16 protein-coding genes are annotated in these 16,049 nt (G+C 56.8%); 11 read left to right on the top strand and 5 right to left on the bottom strand.

The features are described 5' to 3' along the window. The first annotated feature begins 7 nt into the window (after positions 1–7). The 6 genes from MID00_RS07120 to MID00_RS07095 all read left to right on the top strand — a co-directional run bounded on the left by MID00_RS07120 (position 8) and on the right by MID00_RS07095 (position 4,713). On the top strand, positions 8–826 hold the full coding sequence (locus MID00_RS07120) for a PQQ-binding-like beta-propeller repeat protein (protein ID WP_254500084.1): 819 nt from the start codon (positions 8–10) through the stop codon (positions 824–826). A 64-nt stretch (positions 827–890) separates the two neighbouring features. Further along, positions 891–2,027, top strand: coding sequence for an MlaE family lipid ABC transporter permease subunit (locus tag MID00_RS07115; RefSeq protein WP_009460199.1), 1,137 nt, complete (start codon positions 891–893; stop codon positions 2,025–2,027). Continuing rightward, positions 2,021–2,818, top strand: coding sequence for an ABC transporter ATP-binding protein (locus tag MID00_RS07110; protein ID WP_009460197.1), 798 nt, complete (start codon positions 2,021–2,023; stop codon positions 2,816–2,818). The genes MID00_RS07115 and MID00_RS07110 overlap by 7 nt, the downstream gene beginning before the upstream one ends. Continuing rightward, positions 2,818–3,735, top strand: a complete 918-nt coding sequence (locus tag MID00_RS07105; RefSeq protein WP_009460195.1) for an MlaD family protein — start codon at positions 2,818–2,820, stop codon at positions 3,733–3,735. The genes MID00_RS07110 and MID00_RS07105 overlap by 1 nt, the downstream gene beginning before the upstream one ends. Continuing rightward, the gene (locus tag MID00_RS07100) at positions 3,732–4,367 is read left to right on the top strand and encodes an ABC-type transport auxiliary lipoprotein family protein (protein WP_254500083.1); all 636 of its coding nucleotides are present in this window, start codon (positions 3,732–3,734) and stop codon (positions 4,365–4,367) included. Before MID00_RS07105 ends, MID00_RS07100 begins: the two co-directional genes overlap by 4 nt. Positions 4,368–4,371: 4 nt before the next feature. Further along, positions 4,372–4,713: a hypothetical protein gene (locus MID00_RS07095; RefSeq protein ID WP_009460191.1), complete on the top strand. Its 342-nt coding sequence runs from the start codon at positions 4,372–4,374 to the stop codon at positions 4,711–4,713. 199 nt (positions 4,714–4,912) lie between these two features. On the opposite strand, the gene MID00_RS07090 is transcribed toward MID00_RS07095, so the two are convergent. Then, the gene (locus tag MID00_RS07090) at positions 4,913–5,593 is read right to left on the bottom strand and encodes an HAD family phosphatase (RefSeq protein WP_247966140.1); all 681 of its coding nucleotides are present in this window, start codon (positions 5,591–5,593) and stop codon (positions 4,913–4,915) included. Positions 5,594–5,799: 206 nt separating this feature from the next. Between MID00_RS07090 and dctP the strand changes: the two genes are divergently transcribed. The 3 genes from dctP to MID00_RS07075 all read left to right on the top strand — a co-directional run bounded on the left by dctP (position 5,800) and on the right by MID00_RS07075 (position 8,756). After that, positions 5,800–6,774, top strand: a complete 975-nt coding sequence (gene dctP / locus MID00_RS07085) for a TRAP transporter substrate-binding protein DctP (RefSeq protein ID WP_035268610.1) — start codon at positions 5,800–5,802, stop codon at positions 6,772–6,774. Positions 6,775–6,906: 132 nt separating this feature from the next. Then, complete coding sequence (locus MID00_RS07080) at positions 6,907–7,431, top strand: TRAP transporter small permease (RefSeq protein WP_035268608.1); 525 nt, start codon at positions 6,907–6,909, stop codon at positions 7,429–7,431. Between the two features lie 2 nt (positions 7,432–7,433). Next, the gene (locus tag MID00_RS07075) at positions 7,434–8,756 is read left to right on the top strand and encodes a TRAP transporter large permease (RefSeq protein WP_009460177.1); all 1,323 of its coding nucleotides are present in this window, start codon (positions 7,434–7,436) and stop codon (positions 8,754–8,756) included. An 893-nt stretch (positions 8,757–9,649) separates the two neighbouring features. On the opposite strand, the gene MID00_RS20615 is transcribed toward MID00_RS07075, so the two are convergent. From MID00_RS20615 to MID00_RS07065, 3 genes are all read right to left on the bottom strand, one after another. Next, on the bottom strand, positions 9,650–9,784 hold the full coding sequence (locus MID00_RS20615; RefSeq protein WP_274984788.1) for a hypothetical protein: 135 nt from the start codon (positions 9,782–9,784) through the stop codon (positions 9,650–9,652). Between the two features lie 167 nt (positions 9,785–9,951). Beyond that, positions 9,952–11,112: a thiolase family protein gene (locus MID00_RS07070; protein WP_254500082.1), complete on the bottom strand. Its 1,161-nt coding sequence runs from the start codon at positions 11,110–11,112 to the stop codon at positions 9,952–9,954. A 21-nt stretch (positions 11,113–11,133) separates the two neighbouring features. Beyond that, positions 11,134–12,750 (bottom strand): ATP-dependent acyl-CoA ligase, encoded by a 1,617-nt coding sequence (locus MID00_RS07065; protein ID WP_021447105.1) that lies wholly within the window; start codon positions 12,748–12,750, stop codon positions 11,134–11,136. A gap of 356 nt (positions 12,751–13,106) precedes the next feature. On the opposite strand from MID00_RS07065, the gene MID00_RS07060 reads away from it, so the two are divergent. Beyond that, positions 13,107–14,063 carry a tripartite tricarboxylate transporter substrate binding protein gene (locus MID00_RS07060; RefSeq protein WP_026483815.1) on the top strand — a complete coding sequence of 319 codons (957 nt, stop codon included), beginning with the start codon at positions 13,107–13,109 and terminating at the stop codon, positions 14,061–14,063. Positions 14,064–14,293: 230 nt separating this feature from the next. On the opposite strand, the gene MID00_RS07055 is transcribed toward MID00_RS07060, so the two are convergent. After that, positions 14,294–14,962, bottom strand: coding sequence for a GntR family transcriptional regulator (locus MID00_RS07055; protein WP_009460173.1), 669 nt, complete (start codon positions 14,960–14,962; stop codon positions 14,294–14,296). 147 nt (positions 14,963–15,109) lie between these two features. On the opposite strand from MID00_RS07055, the gene MID00_RS07050 reads away from it, so the two are divergent. Continuing rightward, positions 15,110–15,994, top strand: a complete 885-nt coding sequence (locus MID00_RS07050) for a LysR family transcriptional regulator (protein WP_042484657.1) — start codon at positions 15,110–15,112, stop codon at positions 15,992–15,994. The last annotated feature ends 55 nt before the right edge of the window (positions 15,995–16,049 follow it).

Genomic DNA, 16,049 nt, shown 5'->3' with positions numbered 1-16,049 from the left:
GATGGCAATGGCTTACGTAACTCTGGGTTCTCAGCGCTACAAGGTAGAGCGCGCCTGGACTCAGGCGGACATCAGCAGTATCACCAGTGTGGCGGTGCTGGCTGATGGGCGCATCGCCGCCTTGCTGCGTCGCCCGGCCTGCGTGCTGGTGCTGGCACCGGATGGGCAGGTGTCGGCGCGCTGGCCCCTGGAGGAAATCCTGTGTCCGCACCATATCAGCGCCCGGCCGCAAGGTGGGGTGCTGGTCACGGATCTGGACGGGCATCAGGTTCTGGCGCTGGACGCCCAAGGCAATGAGCAATGGCGTGTGGGCAAACCCGAGCAGCCTCGCTGGCAAGAGCCCTTCAACCATCCCACGCATGCGGTCGAGTGCGCCGACGGGGGCTTATGGGTCACTGATGGCTACGGCAATACGGTGGTCCATCGCTTTGACCCGCAACGCCAATGGCTGGCGGCATTAGGCGCGCCGGGCTCTGGTCCCTTGCAGTTCAGCACCCCCCATATGCTGGCCTGTGCCGCCGACGGCTCGGTCTGGGTGGCTGATCGGGAGAACAACCGTGTCCAGCACCTGGATGCGCAAGGCCGTTATCTGGGCGAGCTGCGCCCCATGCACAAGCCCATGGCGGTAGCTGTGCAAACAGACGGTACGGTGTTAGTTAGTGACCAAACGGCCAGTCTGTCCTTGTTCGATCCGGATTCGGGCACCTTGGTGGGGCGTTGCCGGGTACAAGGCGTGTACGGGCACGGCCTGTCCGCCGGTTTGGATGGGCGCATTTATATAGCGGAAATGTTGCCGGATTGTTTGACCTGCTTACAGCCTGCTTAATTGTCCACAAAGCATGAAAAAGTAGTCGGCGCTATGGAAGCTCTCAGAGCAAATCCATTAGACTATGCGCATGAATACGTCCGTGCCTCTGTATGTTCGTACAGATTCCTCCGGCCAGCTGCAATTGCTAGGCGATTGGTCCTTGCGTCACTACGAAGCGCTGCAAAGCAGTTTGCGCTCGCTCAGTGACAAGCAGGGCCGTTGGTCTTTGGATTTCAGCGAACTGAAGTCGCTGGACACCACGGGAGCTCAAGTTCTCTGTGAATGGCTGGGTGCCGAGCGTGTGCAGGCGGCGCTGGACAGTGCGCAAGGCTTGTCCAAAGAGCGCCATCAATTATTGCAAACCGTTGCCAAGGCGATGAGCCGCATGGACCATGAGCAGTTGGTTCCGGCGCGTTGGGGCATTACAGATTTGTTCGAGCGCGTGGGCCTGTCCATGGTCCATATTTCGCGCAATGTGCGCGAGCTGCTGGGCTTTATCGGCCTGACGCTGGAAACCCTGATTCTGAACATGCTGCGGCCCAGCCAGTGGCGCGTTACGTCGATTGTGGCGCAGCTGGAAGAGACGGCCTTTAACGCCGTCCCTATCGTGGCTTTGCTGACTTTCCTGGTGGGCGCGGTGATCGCGTTTCTGGGGGCGACGGTGCTGGCGGACTTTGGTGCCACCATTTACACCGTAAACCTGGTCGGCTTTTCCTTTTTGCGTGAATTTGCGGTGCTCTTGACTGCTATCCTGATGGCAGGTCGCACCGCCAGTGCCTTTACCGCGCAGATCGGCTCCATGAAAGCGAACGAGGAAATCGACGCTTTACGTGCCCAAGGCTTGAATCCCATGCTGATTCTGGTCATTCCGCGTGTACTGGCCATGTTGCTGGCCATGCCTATTTTGACTTTCGTGGGGATGGTGGCCGGGATCTTTGGCGGTGGGCTGGTCTGCGCCCTGATTCTGGATATTTCACCCACCATGTTCATCAATATCTTCAATCAGGATATTGATTTGCGGCACTTTGTGCTGGGCATGGCCAAAGCCCCGATCTTTGCCTTTTTGATTGCCGTCATCGGTTGTCAGGAAGGTTTCAAAGTGACCGGTAGTGCGCAGTCCGTGGGTGAACATACGACCTCGGCAGTGGTGCAGTCCATCTTTATCGTGATCCTGATTGATGCGCTGGCAGCACTGTTTTTCATGGAGATGGGATGGTAGAGGCCACCGCTCGTCCCATTATTCAAGTACGTGACCTGGATAATCGCTTTGGCGATCACGTCGTGCACGAGCATCTGGATATGGATGTGTATCCCGGTGAAATCGTGGGCGTGGTGGGCGGCTCCGGCACGGGCAAGTCCGTGCTGCTGCGCTCCATTCTGGGATTGCGCCCACCTACTGGCGGCACAGTACGCATTTTTGATCAGGAAATAGGCACGCTGTCACCCGAAGCCCGTTCGCGGCTGGAGCGTCGTTTAGGCGTGCTGTTCCAGCAAGGGGCTTTATTCTCCTCGCTGACGGTGGTGGAAAACATTGCCATGCCCCTGATCGAGCATATTGGCTTGTCCCGGTCTTCTGCAGAACATATCGCTGCCATGAAAATGTCTCTGGCGGGTTTGCCGGCCAACGCGGCCACCAAATATCCGGCAGAGCTGTCCGGCGGCATGATCAAGCGTGCCGCTCTGGCACGTGCTCTGGCGCTGGACCCGGAAATTCTGTTTCTGGACGAACCCACTGCCGGGCTGGACCCGGTCGGTGCGGGGGATTTTGACCAGCTTATTTTGACCTTGCGCGATGCGCTGGGATTGACCGTGTTTCTGGTTACACACGATCTGGATACGCTCTACACCATCTGTGATCGAGTGGCCGTGCTGGCGCAAAAGCGTGTGCTGGTTAACGACACATTGGCGCGTGTAGAGCAAGTTGATAACGACTGGATCCGGGAGTATTTCCACGGTCCACGGGGACGAGCCGCCGAACAGGCCCAAAACCGTCGTCAGGAGCATAGTTAATGGAACCGCGTGCCCATCATGTATTGATCGGGGTCTTTACCTTGGTAGTGGCTGTGGCTGCTGTCCTGTTCTCGCTTTGGCTGGCCAAGGCGGGGCAAGACGCCGAGACCCGCGATTACGATATTGTCTTTCTGGAAGGTGTGCGTGGTCTGTCTCGTGGCAGCGCCGTGCAGTACAACGGCTTGCGGGTTGGTGAGGTGCGCTCGCTGCGCCTGGATCCGCACGATTTGCAGCGTGTGCGTGCGCAAGTGTCAATTCAGGCCGCGATCCCTATTCACGAAGATACCCAGGCGCGCCTGGCACTGGCCGGCATTACCGGCCAATCCGTGATCGAACTTAGCGGGGGGACACCCAATAGCCCCTTGCTGGAAGCCACCGGCGATGGCCTGCCCATGATTGTGGCTTCGCCTTCCCCTCTGGCCCAGTTGATGGCCGGTGGTGAAGAGTTGATGACGCAAATTTCCAAGCTGCTGGAGAACGCCAATACCTTCTTGTCGTCCGAAAACTCCAAGTCCCTGTCCGCCAGTTTGCAAAAGCTGGAAGCCTTGATGGGCCAGCTCTCGACCGCTAGCGAAGGCGTGCCATCCTTGGTCAAGGAGTTGTCCCAGGCCAGCCAGCAAGCCACCACCTTGCTGTCGTCTACACAAGGTCTGGTAGACCGCCAGGGCACGCAAGCCATGAATGCCATCCAGAAATCCATGGAGGATTTCAGCCGTGCCACACAAAGCTTGAACAAGCTGTTGGAGCAGAATTCGGCCGCTATTGGCCGGGGTGCTCAGGGTCTGACCGAGATCGAACCCGCCTTGCGTGAATTGCGTCAGGTGCTGGCCGGTTTCCGTGCCGTCACCTCCCGTCTGGAAGATAATCCAGCAGGCTACCTTTTGGGTCGCGACAAATTACAGGAGTTCACACCATGATGCCCACTGTTGTGCGTCGTTTCTTGCAGATATCGCTAGTCGGTCTGGCCGTCTTGTCCACCGCCTGTTCGGTCCTGCCTCAGGCCGAATCCCTGACGTATTATCAGCTTCCCGCTACCAGTTTGAAGGCCCAGCAAGCGCCCGCTTCGCATAAGAGCCTGATTATTCAGGTGAACCGGCCCCACGCCGAGCGCCTGCTGGCCAGCTCGCGCATTACGGTTCTGCCTCAAGGTAACGAGCTAAGTGCCTACAAAGGCGTACGCTGGGGCGACGATGTGCCCGCCTTGTTGCGTAATCGACTGGCCGATGCCTTGCGTGACTCGGCTCAGTTCCGGGCGGTGGTGCTGGATACCGAATCTGTCATCGCTGATGTGGAAGTGGGCGGGACGTTGGGAGCTTTTCAGGTCGAATATATTCAGGGCGCCCCACGGGTACGGATTCAGTTTGATGCGTTAGTGCGCGATCAGCGCTCGGGCCAGTTGATTCAGACCCGTCGCTTTGTCGCTCAACAGGATGTTGTCGGCACGGCCGTGCCACAGGTGGTTGAAGCATTTGGGCAGGCCACGGATGCCTTGTCCTTGCAGGTCAGCCAATGGTTAGCTTCTTTAACGGTCCAGGCTAATACTCTTTAATGACATGTACGAGTCACGTGATGAGCCCCTGATTACGGGGTGGCAATTTGCCAAGCGCCTGTTGGCGCATGCCCTTATCGGCATTGTTTTCGTGGCCTTTTCTCTGATGCTGGGGGCATTGGGCCATATGTGGTTTGAAGAGAATGTGCACTGGCACGATGCCGCCTTGAATGCGGCCATGATGGTCGGTGGGCTGGGGCCGATGGCCTTGCCTGAAACATGGGCTGGCAAGGTGTTCTTTGCCATTTATGGCGCGTATATCAGTCTGGTACTGGCCGCGACTTTTGGTCTGATTATTGCCCCTGTGCTGCATAGAATCTTGCACACCTTCCATCTGGAAGACTAAGCAACAGAAAAAAGGCCCCACACTACGCTTTTCGGTTTGCTGCCGCCCGAGGGGGCTTTTTATTGGCGGCACCGAGTCTTAAGACGGTCTGGCGGCAAAAAAGGCGCTGTGTTTTAGGCAGTTTCTTCAAAAGAGGGAGATCCCACCTTTTGAAGAAACTGCCTAAAACACAGCGCCTTTTCGATTGCCTGGCTATGAATCAGCCTTGTACCCGTTCCTGCTCCAACTTGGCGATCAAAGCGGGTAGCTCGTCCATGCGGCGGAAGGTGTCACGCACACCCAGGCGGCGCAATTCCTCTTCCTTATCAGGAACCGGGCAGTAGCCCAGCACGGTTGCACCGGCGGCCAAGCCTGCACTTGCGCCAGTCACGCTGTCTTCCACGACCAGGCATTGTTGCGGGTCAACGCCCAGCCCTTGAGCGGCGGCCAGATAGACATCCGGGTAAGGCTTGTTGCGTGGCGTTTCAGCGCCGCTATAGATATGGGTGCCGAAGTAATCCAGCAGGCCGGTCTGGCCTAATTGCAGCACCAATTTGGCGCGGTCTGCGCCAGACGCGCAGGCAATCATGCCGGGCTTGTCGCGCAAGATCGCATCCAGCGTGTCCTGAATACCGGGAATGGCCATGACTTCATTGGTTAGAGCGTGGTTGCGGCGCATGCGAAAGGCCATCACCCATTCCATGTCCAGATCTTTACCTGTCATCTTGCGCACGGTGGGCAGCTCATCGGGTAGCGCCTTGCCAATGAACCAGTCATAGCACTGCTCATAAGTCATCACCCAGCCTTCTTCTTGCAACATATCCCGCAGTACACGAACCGTGATTGGCTCGCTGTCTACCAGCACACCGTCACAATCAAACAGCACAGCGGAAAATGTCATGGGTAATACCTTTTAAGCCAACAAAACTAGAAGTCTGTGATGATACAGCAGGCCGTCCGCATACAGAATTCAGGTGCAATATCGGCGCCAGACCTTATGGGCCCGTAGCGCGCTTAGTGAAAACCCCGACTTATAAATAATTGATTATTGATATATTTATATCTAAACTAAAATTTCATAACAAACCTTTCTGCGGAAGTTCCGTCATGGTGAATAAAACAACTCGGGTGGTGGCAGCGGCCTTGCTGGCTTTGGGAATGGCTGGCGCGCAGGCAGCGGAAGTAACGCTGAAAGCGGTATCTGTCTTTACGATGGACACCTTCTTTACCAAGCGCTTCAAACAGTTTGTGGACAAGGTCAACGCAGAAGGCAAGGGCCTGGTGCAGATCAACGTGATTGGTGGTCCAGAGGCCATTCCTCCTTTCGAGGTAGGTAACGCGCTACGTTCCGGCGTGATTGATTTTGCCAATACCACAGCCGTATTCCACGCCAATCTGGTGCCTGAAGCATTGGCTTTGACGCTGACAGAAAAACCCATGAGCGAGCTGCGTCAGAACGGCGGCTACGAGCTGATGGACAAGATTCACCGCGAGAAAGCCAACATCACCTGGCTGGCTCGTACGACAGATGGTTTGCAATACCACATCTATACCAACAAGCCTGTGACCTCGGCAGACCTGTCGGGCTTCAAGCTGCGTGGCGTGCCCGTGTACCTGTCCTTCTTCCGCGAAATTGGCGCAACGCCGCTGCAGATTCCACCGGGCGAGGTCTACACCGCGCTGGAACGCGGCGTGGTTGACGGCTATGGCTGGCCTTCCGTGGGTGTGATGGAAATGGGCTGGCATGAAAAGACCAAATACCGTGTCGAGCCAGGCTTCTACAACGTGGAAGTGGGTTTCTTCATGAACCAGAAGAGCTGGGAAAAACTGGACGAAGACCAGAAAGCCTTCATGCGTAAGCAAATCGAGTGGATGGAGTCGCAGAACGTGACTGAACACCAGATGGCAATTGATGAAAAAGCGGCCACCGAACAAGCCGGTGTGCAAGCCTTGGTTCTGGAACCTGAAGTGGCTCGTGCCTTGCGTACCAAGGCTTACGAAGCAGGCTGGGCCGGTATCGATAAATCCAGCCCCAAATACGCCGCGCAACTGCGTGAACTGTTTGGTGGTTATCAGCCTTAAACAAGATTGCTGATTACGTAGTTTTTGACAGTGGACATTGCGCCCTTGGGGACAGTGTCCACTTTTTGATGGTGCCATACGGGCGGCAAGATGCCCGCCCTTTCAGTGACTTTGATCTGCGGAGAAGACGCGATGTCTGCTGCAACTGCCCCGGAAGGCCAGCCTTCCAACACGACCTGGGGGCGTCCTTACGCCCTGTTAATGAACGCTTGCGGAGCCGTTGCGGCGCTGACTTTCGGGCTGATGAGCCTGCTGGTTTGTGCCGACGTGGTACTGCGCAACCTGGGTTACGACGCGCTGTCCACCAGCGTGGAAGTAACCGAATACATGCTGATCATTGCCACCTTCGTGGCAGCGCCGTGGGTGCTGTACCTGGGCGGTCATATCCGTATCGACGTGCTGTTCAACAATCTGCCCACGTCTGTCCAGCGCTTGCTGGACCTGATCTCCAACCTGCTGGGTCTGGTGGTTTGTGGTGTGTTGGCCTGGCAATGTGCCGTCGTCGCTCTGGATGCTCACGAGCAAGGAGCCATGGTATTTAAAGCCCTGGTGTTCCCGGAGTGGTGGCTGAATCTGCCTTTGCTGTTTGGTGCATCCATGTTGGCGCTGGAATTCCTGCGCCGCCTGATTTCCCGTCCTGTTGAGCAAGGAGTCTGAGCATGGAATGGCACATGGCCTTGATCCTGCTGCTGGGATCACTTTTTCTCTTGATGGCCATCGGCACACCGGTGGTCTTTGCCTTCCTGTCCGTGAATTTGCTGGGCGCGTGGCTGTTTCTGGGTGAGGCGGCTGGTTTGGCCCAATGGGCGCGTAACACCACCGCCTCTATTGGCAGTTTTTCCTTAACTCCTATCCCATTATTCGTCCTGATGGGCGAGGTGCTGTTCCACACTGGATTGGCCTTCAAAGCCATCGACTCCATTGAACGCATGATCTCGCGCGTGCCGGGCAAACTGTCCATCGTCAGTATTCTGGGCGGTACGACCTTCGCTACCTTGTCGGGTTCGTCCATTGCCAACACCGCCATGATGGGCGGCGTGATGCTGCCAGAAATGCTGCGTCGCGGCTATCACCCCACCATGGCCATGGGCCCCATCATGGCCGTAGGCGGTATCGCCATGCTGATCCCACCTTCGGCTCTGGCAGTCATGCTGGGTAGCCTGGCTGGCATTTCCATCGAACGACTACTGATTGGCGGCATCCTGCCCGGCATGTTGATGGCAGCAGGCTTCCTGGCCTACGTGGTCGTGCGCAGCCGCCTGCGTCCGCAAGACGCGCCCATGAGCGACGAAGATCCAGCCACTCGCCTGAAAGGCTGGGCCTTGTGGAAACCCTTCGTGTTCAACGTCGTGCCATTGCTGGGTATCTTTATTGCGGTGGTTGGCTCGATGCTGGCCGGTTGGGCATCGCCCACTGAATCGGCCGCGATCGGCGTCGTGGCTTCGGTGATCGCCACCATCGCCTACCGTGCCCTGACCCTGAAAGCACTGTGGAAGAGCCTGATCGAAACTGCCAAAGTGTCGGTTGTGATCCTGTTCATCCTGGCCGCCTCCACCACCTTCGCCCAGCTGCTGAGCTTCTCTGGAGCTAGCGCAGGCTTCCTGGGCATGATCAAAGACTACGACCTGTCGCCCTTCGTGCTGGTTATCTGCATGCTCCTGGTGCTGCTGGTCATGGGCATGGTGCTGGACCAAATTTCCATGATGATGATCGCTTTGCCCTTCTTCATGCCCCTGGCCCTAGCCGCAGGTGTGGATACCGTCTGGCTGGGTGTCATGATCCTGATCGCACTGGAAATTGGCCTGCTGACCCCACCGTTCGGCCTGCTGCTGATCGTGATGCAAAGCGTGGCCCCGCCATCTATCCGCTTGCCCCACATCTACAGCGCCGCCGTGCCCTTCCTGGTCATAGAAGTCGGCATCCTGGCCCTGGTCTTGTTCGTTCCCTGGATTGCCGTGGGCCTGCCAGGACTGATCGGCTAAGACAGAGCAGGCAGTCTGAAAGCGGGACAATAAGGATGTTGTCCCGCGAAGAAAGCTGGAGTCTGGAAAAGCTTTCCAAACTAAAAAACCTCAGTTCGGCAGATGCCAAACTGAGGTTTTTTTATGCTCGATAGTGCTGACCATTTTTTGCCGCCTATTTATGTGCAGCAAAGTGATTGATGTGGAAGCGGCGCATAAAAACTTAAATGATTTTTCTGCCTGTTGCTGAGGTCGATTCTGGAGCCGAGCAGGACGCAGGCAGTGTGTGTATCGACAGCGTTCAAGTCAGTTTTTAAGGCTTAAGCGCATAAGCCGCTAAGTTTTTAACCTGTGTAGTAAAGCGCACTCAGACATTGGCAAGTACGGGCTTAGGACAGTGACTGCTTACTCCCATCTTTCCAAGCAATTCCTTTCATCCAGCAGCTCCACGATCAACCTTTACTACGATCAGCGATCCCGTTAAGAACACTAAGTCGGAGCATTCAAACCCCGATCAGCAATCGTCCGATAAAAGATGCTGTGAGCTGATTGAGGGGCTGTCCCGGTGTTGGGGCGGATCAGGTGACTTGCCGCCGGCAGATAATTGCGCAGGGGTGCAAGCACCTTGCTGTTTGAGTCCGACGTTTGTGGTTTGTCCGGGGGACAAACCACCGGACGAGTTCAAGGTGCGCCCGTAGCGATTATCTGACCAGGGCACCGGCGCATAGCGCCGGCAAGTTGCCAGCCCCAACACCGGGACAGCCCCTTAATCAGCGTCTTATAGCCACCTTCTTCATCGCGTCGAACAGTGGTTGACTCCAAACCTTGAGTCACCCTGATCTCTACACTCTGGGCATCTAAACCCAACCCCATCCAATCGAGCCATTCCAAAGAAAGCAGTTGAGAAACTGCCTTTACTCTCGCACAGGATCAGCATAGATCCCGCCATCCCGCAAAGCCAAAGCGACCTTATCCCCTCGCTGGACAGCCTCATCCAGCACACGAGCAATCAACACCGGCCCCGCATCGCTGGCAACCGTAGCCAGCATATACACCCCAGTCTCCTCGCCAGAGATGGCACTACGCGTCAATTCTGTGACCACACCAGACGCACACCCCTCAGCCAGAAACTCATCCCCATGACACCTCGGACACAAGAACCGCGCCGGAAACATCCGATGATCACACTGCACACAACGAAATACAGAAGGGCTCATCACAAGGCCTCCAAAACAAGCGCCGTCGAACACATGCCATAGCGATACTCCACCATGCCGTATCCCGTGACCAAACCGTAACGAGCCTGCGCCACCTGACGCTCCCCCGCCTGACCGCTCAACTGACGCATCACCTCCACCAGTCCATGCAGACTGCAAGCAGCCCCGGCCTGCCCAGCCGACAATTGCCCGCCAGAGGTATTCAAAGGCACACGTCCCGTCGCAATCGACTCGTGAATAAACTGCTTGGCGTTATCAGCCCGAAAGAAGCCCAAATCCTGCAATTGAGCCAGAACCATGACGGGGTAGTCATCATAAATACTGAGGACATCCATATCAGCCGGACTCAGCCCCGAGTCCGCCCACAAAGCCGGAGCCAAAGCCGCCAAACCCGTGCTCAAACCATCGCCTTGCTGATCATCAATATTATGAAAGCTGCGTAAAGCCTTTACCGTAATCGCAGGCTGATTCTGCGCCGCCGGATGATCCGCGCGCATCACAATCAAGGCATTGGCTCCATCCACCACCGGCACACAATCCAGTCGCGTCAAAGGATCTGCCACTTGAGGCGCATTCAAGTACTTATCCAGACTCATGGGACTGCGATACGCAGCACCCGGATTCATGCTGGCCCATAGCCGCTGGCGCATCACCAGCGCTGCGTAGTCCTCTCGCTCCAAACCCAGCTTGCGCATTTGATTCGCCGTCAGCATGGCAAAGCGATGATTCGGACTGCCAGCCCCTAAAGGGCGCAAATGATCGTAAGTTGTCTGGTTATAGTTTTCGACCAGTTGCTGGAAGTCCTTGGCCTGAAAATGATCCCCGGCCACAATCGCAATACAGCGGGCATCACCCGCCTGAACCGCACGAATAGCGTGCTGCAGAATATTCAGGCCACTGGCGCCGCCATTGCTATCATCCATGATCCAGCCTACCTTCAAGCCCAGCTTCCAGGCCAGATCAATAGCCCGATCCGGTGCATGGGTAAAGGAGGCTACCCCCAGACCATCAATGTCGCTGGCCTTCAGACCTGCTGCGGCAAGAGACTGCTTGAAAGCCTGGGCCAGCAGCTCGGAGGTGCCAAGTTGACCACGCCGGGTGTAGGTGACCTCGGTTGCGCCCAGCAGGCGCACCGTGTCCAGATTGAAATTAGGCGTCATATTGAATTCCTGTGGCAGCCATCAGCGGCGAACCTGATAGCCTGCTTTTTCTCTATCCCAGGTGTCGGGACCAATGCCGCGATCACGCAGGGCAAACTTCTGAATCTTGCCATTTTCCGTGGTGGGCAAGACCTGGGCAAACTCAATAAAGCGCGGTACGGCAAAGTAAGGCAGACGGCGCTCGCAATGCTGCAGCAGCTCCTCGCAGCTGACCGTGCAATCCGGACGCAACACAATCATGGCCATGACCTCGTCTTCGGCCAGCTCGGACTTGGCGGCATAGACAGCAACCGTATGGACCGCAGGATGGCTGGCCAAAGCCTGCTCGACTTCGTAGGAGGAAATGTTTTCACCACGACGGCGAATCATGTCCTTCAGGCGGTCCACAAAGCGGTAGTAACCATCCGCATCGCGCACGACGCGGTCACCCGTGTGGAACCACAGGTTTTTCCAGGTTTCGACTGTCTTGTCCGGTTGACCGTAGTATCCCAGCGCGAAGGCGTAGGGTTCATCGGCGCGCAGTAACAGCTCGCCCACTTCACCGTCTGGCAAGGGATTGTCGTGCTCATCCACGACCAGAGCCTCAAAACCTTCCGACACACGGCCCATATAGCCATTGCGCTGTTCCTGAATGCCACGGCCCATGACATAGTTGGTCTCGGTAGAACCAAAGCCATCCAGCAGATGCATGCGGCAGCGCTCCAGAAACTGGCTATGAAACTGCTCGGGAACACCGGGGCCTAATGCAATGCGCGTCTTGTGCAGCTTCTCTGCCGCCGTCTCAGGTTTGGATAGCAAGATAGGCACCATTGCGCCTAGCAGATAGGTAATCGTGGCGCCGGTTTCATACAGATTGTCAAAGAAACGGCTGGCTGAGAAACGCTTGTCCACCACCATGCAGGCGTCGCTGACCAGAGCCTGGAAAAACGTATTCAAGGCATTGGTGTGGAACATGGGCAGGCAGGTGTACAGCACATCATCGGGCTTCATGCCCAGCTTGCTGGCGGTATAAATGCCCCACCAGTAGAACTGGGCGTGCGGGCACTGAACGCCTTTGGAAGGGCCCGAGGTGCCGGAGGTGTACAGAATGGCCAGCGTATCGCCGGGGCCTATATCGGCAGGCTCGCAGTAATCGCCCAAAGCAGGCAGATCGCAGGTGCTCACCGCCAGTGTTTGTGCCGCTTCCTGGCCTTGAATCAACCAGGCTTGCTGGACGGCGGTAGCGCCAAGGTCCACATCGGCCAGTAGCGGCGTCAGATCCGTTTCCACTACCAGCAAACTGGCCTGGCTATTGCACAAGATGTGCTGCAACTGCGCCCCGCGCGAGGCGGTATTGATAGGCACCACAATCGCGCCCAGCCAGCCGCAACCCAGAACCATATCCAGGAATTCGTGGCGGTTGGTGCACAGCAAGGCAACACGGTCGCCACGTTTGATACCGGCACGGCTCAATCGGCTGGCACTGGCAGCGGCCCTGTGCAAGGTTTGCTGGCCGGTGTAGTGAGTGTTGCGGTCTGAAAACAGCGGAGCATCACCCATGCGCTCTGCGCGCAGGCGCAACAGGGCGGGTACCGTGCGTTGCGTGGCAGGTATTGAAAACAGCGGCAATTCAGAAGCAGGAATGGAATGGGCGTGCATGATCTATCTGTCTCCCGGCCAACGCGCGATCAAGGCGGCAAGCCGATATGCATGGGTGAAATTACTAATATCCTGCAAATAGTATACTGCAATATATTATTTTGAAATTCCTGTCCTTCACCGGAAAAACCCGAAGTAGCAGAGCTCACCAGGCAGTGGTATTTCGCGCAAACCAGGGGCGGAGCAAGGACAGAAAAGGGGGCGTTTTGCAGGCCGGAGCAGGATGGCCAGCAAGACGGTTGATCAGGTTTATGGACGACAGTTGATCAGCAACAAGCAGGCCGGGCTCACGTGTTTGAGCCAATGTGCTTCACAACGACTTTGAATAAGCCCACAGGGGCAACGGGGATAGAACAATGAAGGTATGGCTTAAATTAGCAACGTGTTGTGCGCTGATGTTGGGTGCACAGGCCCATGCTCAAAACAAGAATGTGACGCTGGTTGTGCCTTACCCACCGGGCGGTGCGGCTGACCAGTTGGCGCGGGTGATTTCTCAGGAAATGGGCACACGCTTTGATCAGAAAGTCATTGTGGAAAACCGCCCGGGTGCGGGTGCCCAGGTTGCCATGAATGTGGTGAAAAACGCCAACCCCAGCTCCTTGGGTACGGTGTTGTTCCTGGCCGATAGCGGTGCTTACTCCTTGAACCGCCACCTGTACCAACGTCTGAATTACGACGTGGCTACCGACCTGATCCCCATGACGCTGGCTGCCAAGGCGCCGGTGTTCCTGCTGGTCAATAAAGACAGCCCCTTCAAGACGGTTCAGGATCTGGTTGCAGCTGGCCAGAAGCAGGAGCTGACATACGGTTCGCCTGGTATGGGTACGGGCACTCATCTTTTGGGCGAGATGCTGCGCAAAGAAACCGGCGCTCGTCTGGTGCACGTGCCTTACAAGGGCGCAGGCCCCGCTTTGATTGATGCCGTCAGCGGCCAGATCGACTTTATCTTTGACGTGCTGACGGGCAGCCGTGGCTTCCTGGAAGATGGCCGCCTGCGCGCGATTGCCGCAGCGACAACGGAGCGCAGCCCTCTGCGTCCAGATGTGCCTACCATTGCCGAAGCCGGTATCCCCAATGTGGCATTCACCATCTGGTGGGGTATTTCGGCCAAAGCTGGTACGCCTGATGAAGACGTGGCCCGCCTGACCGAGCAACTGACGGCTGTCCTGAAAGAGGATGCAGTGGTCAAGAAATTCGTGGACTTCGGCATCCAGATCGAGCCTTCCACTCCCAAAGAGTTTGCTGATCTGATCGAGCACGATGCTCAGGCCATGGGACCAACCATCAAGGCCCTGGAAATCACGCTGGACTAAGACGTGATGGCTTGAAGAAAAAAGGCGCTACGGCGCCTTTTTTTGTTGTGCGTGGGCTGTTCCGGAACCAAGAGGGGACACTGTCTTCAGCCCACAAGACAGTTTTGGGCTGAAGGGCTAAACCTTGTATATGGGTTACAGTCGGGGCTTTATATTGCCGGTGCTTAAGCAGGAAGCATCGGCGGCGGCAATCACAGCCTGCCTTGCAGCTTCCTGCTTATGCTGAATTATCAAGCCAGCAGCTCCGCCTGCTTGAGGCAGTAAGCCGAGCAGCAAATGACCAGATTTTCCATAATCAGATGAGCTGCCTGCTCTTCCTGACGCTCACTGAAGGCCTGACAAATCCCCTTGGCCCGCTGCATGGTTTCCAGACGGAATTGAGGGTCTTGCAAGCAGGCAATCCGGGCCTGATCGGCCTGGTCATGCAGACGCGCCATCGTATCGACCAGTTGCTTGTTGGGCACCATGCTGATCCAGGCGCTGCGGAACGCCCAGTTGGCCTGAATATTGTCGATGGGATCGCCTTGCTGATGGGTAGCTTCAATACGGCTCAAGGCCTGTTCCATGGCCTGCATGCCCACTCTGCTTTGATTGACGCAAGCCAGCTTGGCGGCAGGCGGTTCCAGCAACAGGCGTACCGAGAAAATATCTTCAATATCCTGGGCGGTGTAGACCCGCAATACAAAACCGCGCGATGTTCCTTCCAGCACCCCTTCGTTTTTCAGTTGCAGCAAGGCTTCGCGCACCGGCATGCGCGAGACATTCAAGCTGGCGGCAATTTCGTTATCCACCAGCCGCACATCAAAACCGATTTTGCCCAAGGCAATGTCCTGGCGCAGCATGCCGTAGACTTGTTCACGGATATTGGGTTCGCGTTTCTTATAAGGATTGGCAGCCATAAGCTCGCCCGGCGCCTGGCGCACGGCAAAAGACTCAAAGGGCTATAGGATACCAAGTAAGCACTGGGGACTGACGCGTTTTATGTCAGGCCAAGTTGCAGGATAATAAGTCGTTTTCAGACCAGCGCGTAGCAGGAGGGCCAGTCGATGCGGTGGCGGCATGTGGAAATTTTTGATGCGATTTGCCGTGGCGGCTCCTTGACGCAGGCGGCGCAGTTGCTGCATATCTCTCAGCCTGCGGCCAGCAAAATGTTGGCGACCGCAGAAATGCAGCTGGGCTTTCGATTGTTCGACCGTGTGCGCGGCCGCCTGATCCCTACGCGTGAGGCCAGCATTCTGGCTCCCTACGTTGCGCGTCTGCATCAGAATCTGGACGACGTCAGCCGCTTGGCGCGTAATCTGCGCTCCCACCATGAAGGCTTGTGGCGTATCGGTAGCAGCCCGGCTTTTGGTCTGGAGCTATTGCCGGTGGCCTTGAGCCGTTGTCGTCAGGCTCACCCGGCCATGAGTTTCGAGCTGCGCACACACCATAGCGGGGAGCTACTGCAAGCTCTGGAAACGCGCGACCTGGATATGGTGATGAGCTTTGATCAGGGCGAGTCTTCCGGCGTGCAACAGCAGGTGCTGGCCCATACCGAGCTGGTGCACGTTACCTTGCCGGGCGTTGCACCCTTGCGTCATTGGGAGGAGATGGCCGAGCGTGCTTTCATCGCTTTGGATGCTGACGATCCCGTTGGCGCGATGGTGGAGGATCTGCTGCAAAGCTATGTTCCCGATGTTGCCCCCTTCATGCGTGTGCAGACCCATTACGTGGCTTGTGGCCTGGTTTTACAACAGGTGGGCGAGGCCTTGGTGGATCTGGTCACGGCCCGAGCCATGCAAGGCCGAGGCCTTGCCATACACCGCTTGCCCGAGCCTTTGCCGATTCCGGTCAGCATTTTGACGGCTCATGATGATGCCGGTTCTGGCTCGCGTGAGCGTGTGCTGGATCACATCCGGCAGGCTCTGCTGGAATGCCGTTTCCCGGACTGAGCAGAAAGTTGATTCCATAACCCTGGGTTATGGAGTGCGCCAACTATTCATTGGC

The sequence above is a fragment of the Alcaligenes sp. NLF5-7 genome (genome assembly GCF_024266725.1).
In the GTDB taxonomy this organism is placed as follows: Bacteria; Pseudomonadota; Gammaproteobacteria; order Burkholderiales; family Burkholderiaceae_B; genus Alcaligenes; species Alcaligenes phenolicus.
This window is presented reverse-complemented; position numbering and strand designations above follow the sequence as displayed.